This is a genomic window from Oceaniglobus ichthyenteri, assembly GCF_003057885.1.
In the GTDB taxonomy this organism is placed as follows: Bacteria; Pseudomonadota; Alphaproteobacteria; order Rhodobacterales; family Rhodobacteraceae; genus Oceaniglobus; species Oceaniglobus ichthyenteri.
Map to the genome: position 1 here is coordinate 1 of NZ_QAGK01000029.1, position 2,360 is coordinate 2,360.

Below are 2,360 nucleotides of genomic sequence, written 5' to 3' on the forward strand. Positions count from 1 at the left end.
GGGCGACGGATCCGCCTCCACCGATCCCGCCACCGAACAGGAGTGACAATATGACAAGCTGGTATGCGATCCGCGCCCGGGGAACGGGCGCGGAAGTGGCGATCTATGACGAGATCGGTGCCTATGGCGTCTCGGCAAAAGGGTTCCTTGCCGAGCTCGGCGCGCTGCCCGAGGGAACGCCGGTCGATCTGCGGCTCAACAGTCCCGGCGGATCAGTGTTCGATGCGGTGGCGATCTACAATGCGCTGAAGCGGCACGCGGGCCCGGTCACGGTCTGGATTGATGGCATTGCTGCCTCAGCCGCGTCCTATATCGCAATGGCGGGCGACGAGATCGTCATGCCCGAAAACGCCTTCCTGATGATCCACGACCCGTCAGGGCTGGCGATGGGCACAGCGGGCGACATGCGCGCCATGGCCGAGGCGCTGGACAAGATCGCGGGCAGTCTGGTCCGGGGATATGCCGCCAAATCCGGCAAACCCGACGACGACGTCGCCGCGCTGATGGCGGCTGAGACATGGTTTGACGCGGCCGAGGCCGTGGCGGCGGGCTTTGCGGACCGGCTGGCGGAGCCGGTCCGGATGGCTGCACGCTTTGACATCGCTCGGTTCCGCAACGCGCCGCCCGACCTGATCGAAGCAGTGGAAGTCGCAGGCGAGGATGACGAAACATGTCCGGAGACCGAGCCGGGCAACGTCGCGGAAGAAGATGGCGGACCGACTGGAGATGCCATGGAGGAGAGCCACGGCGATGCGTCGGCTGCGCTCGACGGGCATGTTGAAGCCACCGACATGCCCGACCCCACGGCGCCAGATGCGCCGCCCGATCTAGAAGCAACCCGGGCTTCGGGGATCGCCCATGCCCGAGCCATCGTCGATCTTTGTCGCCTTGCGGGCCAGCCGCAGATGGCCGGGCGGTTCCTCGAACAGGACACCAGCCTGGATGAGGTCCGCATCGCTCTGCTCGCCGCCAAAGCCGAGGCCGAACCCGAGATTGCCGGGCATCACGCGCAACCGGGCCGCAGCACAACGGCGCGCCCCTGGGGCGAGATTGTTGCCCGCACCTTCAAGCTGAAAGGATAACCCAGTGACGACTATCACCGAGACCACCCATCCCGGAGGCTTCCTCGTCTGGGAAGCGTTCCGGGACTACACCCGCGAAACCATTACCGTTGCCACAGGAACAGCGTTTGCCACGCTTGATCCCGGCACCGTGCTGGGCAAAATTACCGCGTCCGGCAAATACGCCGCCCATGATCCCGCCGCCGTCGATGGCACAGAAACCGCCGTCGCGGTGCTCTGGGGCAAGGCGGACGCCACAGGTGGCGATGTGCCTGCCGTTGCGCTGGTTCGCGGCCCCGCCATCGTCAATCGCCATGACCTCGTCTTCGCAGGCACCCCCAGCGCGGGCGAGATCACCGCCGCCCATGCCGCGCTGCTGGCGGTCGGCATCCTCGTCCGCTGATCGAACTCTCAAAGGAGGCATTCCCATGGCCACCATGGATATCTTCGAAGGCGATGCCTTCACCATCATCGAACTCACCCGCGCGCTGGAAAACATCCCTTTCAAGCCCGCGATCCTGTCAGGCGCCAGCCTGTTCTCGCCGCGCGGCGTGCGCTCGCGCATCCCCGATGCCTATCGCGAGGAATTCCTGTTCGCGAGCGAGCACGTCTCGCCGGGTACTGCGATCGCTGCTCTGCTTAGCATCAAGGCGGCAGTAGCAAACTATGAAGAGCATTTCGGGGGCGACTGGAGCCAGCAGCAAAAATGGATTGACCAGCAACTCGGCGAGCTCTGGGCCATGCGCGGCCCCTATCCGGGCATGGGGGCAGTGCTGTGTGCGATGGGCGTCGAACACGGCTATCAGCTTGCCTATCATTGCTGGGAGGAGGCCGGCGAAAATGGTGATCCGTGGCCAGTGCTTGCGACGCTTGTCGGCGACAGGAACAATTTGCCAGGTGATCTGAAAAGCCAGGTCGAGGGCTTTGCTGATACTTGGGACTATCTTGCCAGCAAGCGCGGCAGTGATCGGCTGGCCTATGGCAAGCTGCTCGCCCGTTTCGATATCACGATGCCGCAGGTAATGCGCTGGTGGGATGAATCTTCTCGCAGCAATGCCGGCATCAATCTGTCCGGCGCAGAGCTGAGCGATGCGGCCATCGTGGGAAACCCCTACCTGCTTTATGAGTGTGACCGGGACCAGCCGGAATCGATCGCCTTCGAAACGATCGATCATGCTGGCGCAGGATTTTCTGATAATCGTGAGAGCAATATTGGCTGCCACGGTCGGTATGATGGATGCAATCTTTGGGCGGTGGGCGGAATGCTATCGCCATGTTCAACGCGCGGATCGCCAGGTC

The 2,360-nt window shown here is 63.6% G+C and carries 3 protein-coding genes and 1 pseudogene; 2 read left to right on the forward strand and 2 right to left on the reverse strand.

The window, feature by feature from the left end:
• The first annotated feature begins 50 nt into the window (after nucleotides 1–50).
• Both C8265_RS19195 and C8265_RS19200 read left to right on the forward strand, forming a co-directional pair.
• Entirely contained in the window at nucleotides 51–1,082 is a 1,032-nt protein-coding gene (locus C8265_RS19195; protein ID WP_108485600.1) for a head maturation protease, ClpP-related, read from the forward strand.
• Nucleotides 1,083–1,086: 4 nt separating this feature from the next.
• Nucleotides 1,087–1,464, forward strand: a complete 378-nt coding sequence (locus tag C8265_RS19200; RefSeq protein ID WP_108485601.1) for a head decoration protein — start codon at nucleotides 1,087–1,089, stop codon at nucleotides 1,462–1,464.
• Nucleotides 1,465–1,582: 118 nt separating this feature from the next.
• On the opposite strand, the gene C8265_RS19620 is transcribed toward C8265_RS19200, so the two are convergent.
• Both C8265_RS19620 and C8265_RS19210 read right to left on the reverse strand, forming a co-directional pair.
• The gene (locus C8265_RS19620) at nucleotides 1,583–2,236 is read right to left on the reverse strand and encodes a hypothetical protein (RefSeq protein WP_164512404.1); all 654 of its coding nucleotides are present in this window, start codon (nucleotides 2,234–2,236) and stop codon (nucleotides 1,583–1,585) included.
• Nucleotides 2,235–2,360: pseudogene (locus C8265_RS19210) on the reverse strand (DDE-type integrase/transposase/recombinase); the annotation flags it as partial. The pseudogene C8265_RS19210 and the gene C8265_RS19620, both read right to left, overlap by 2 nt.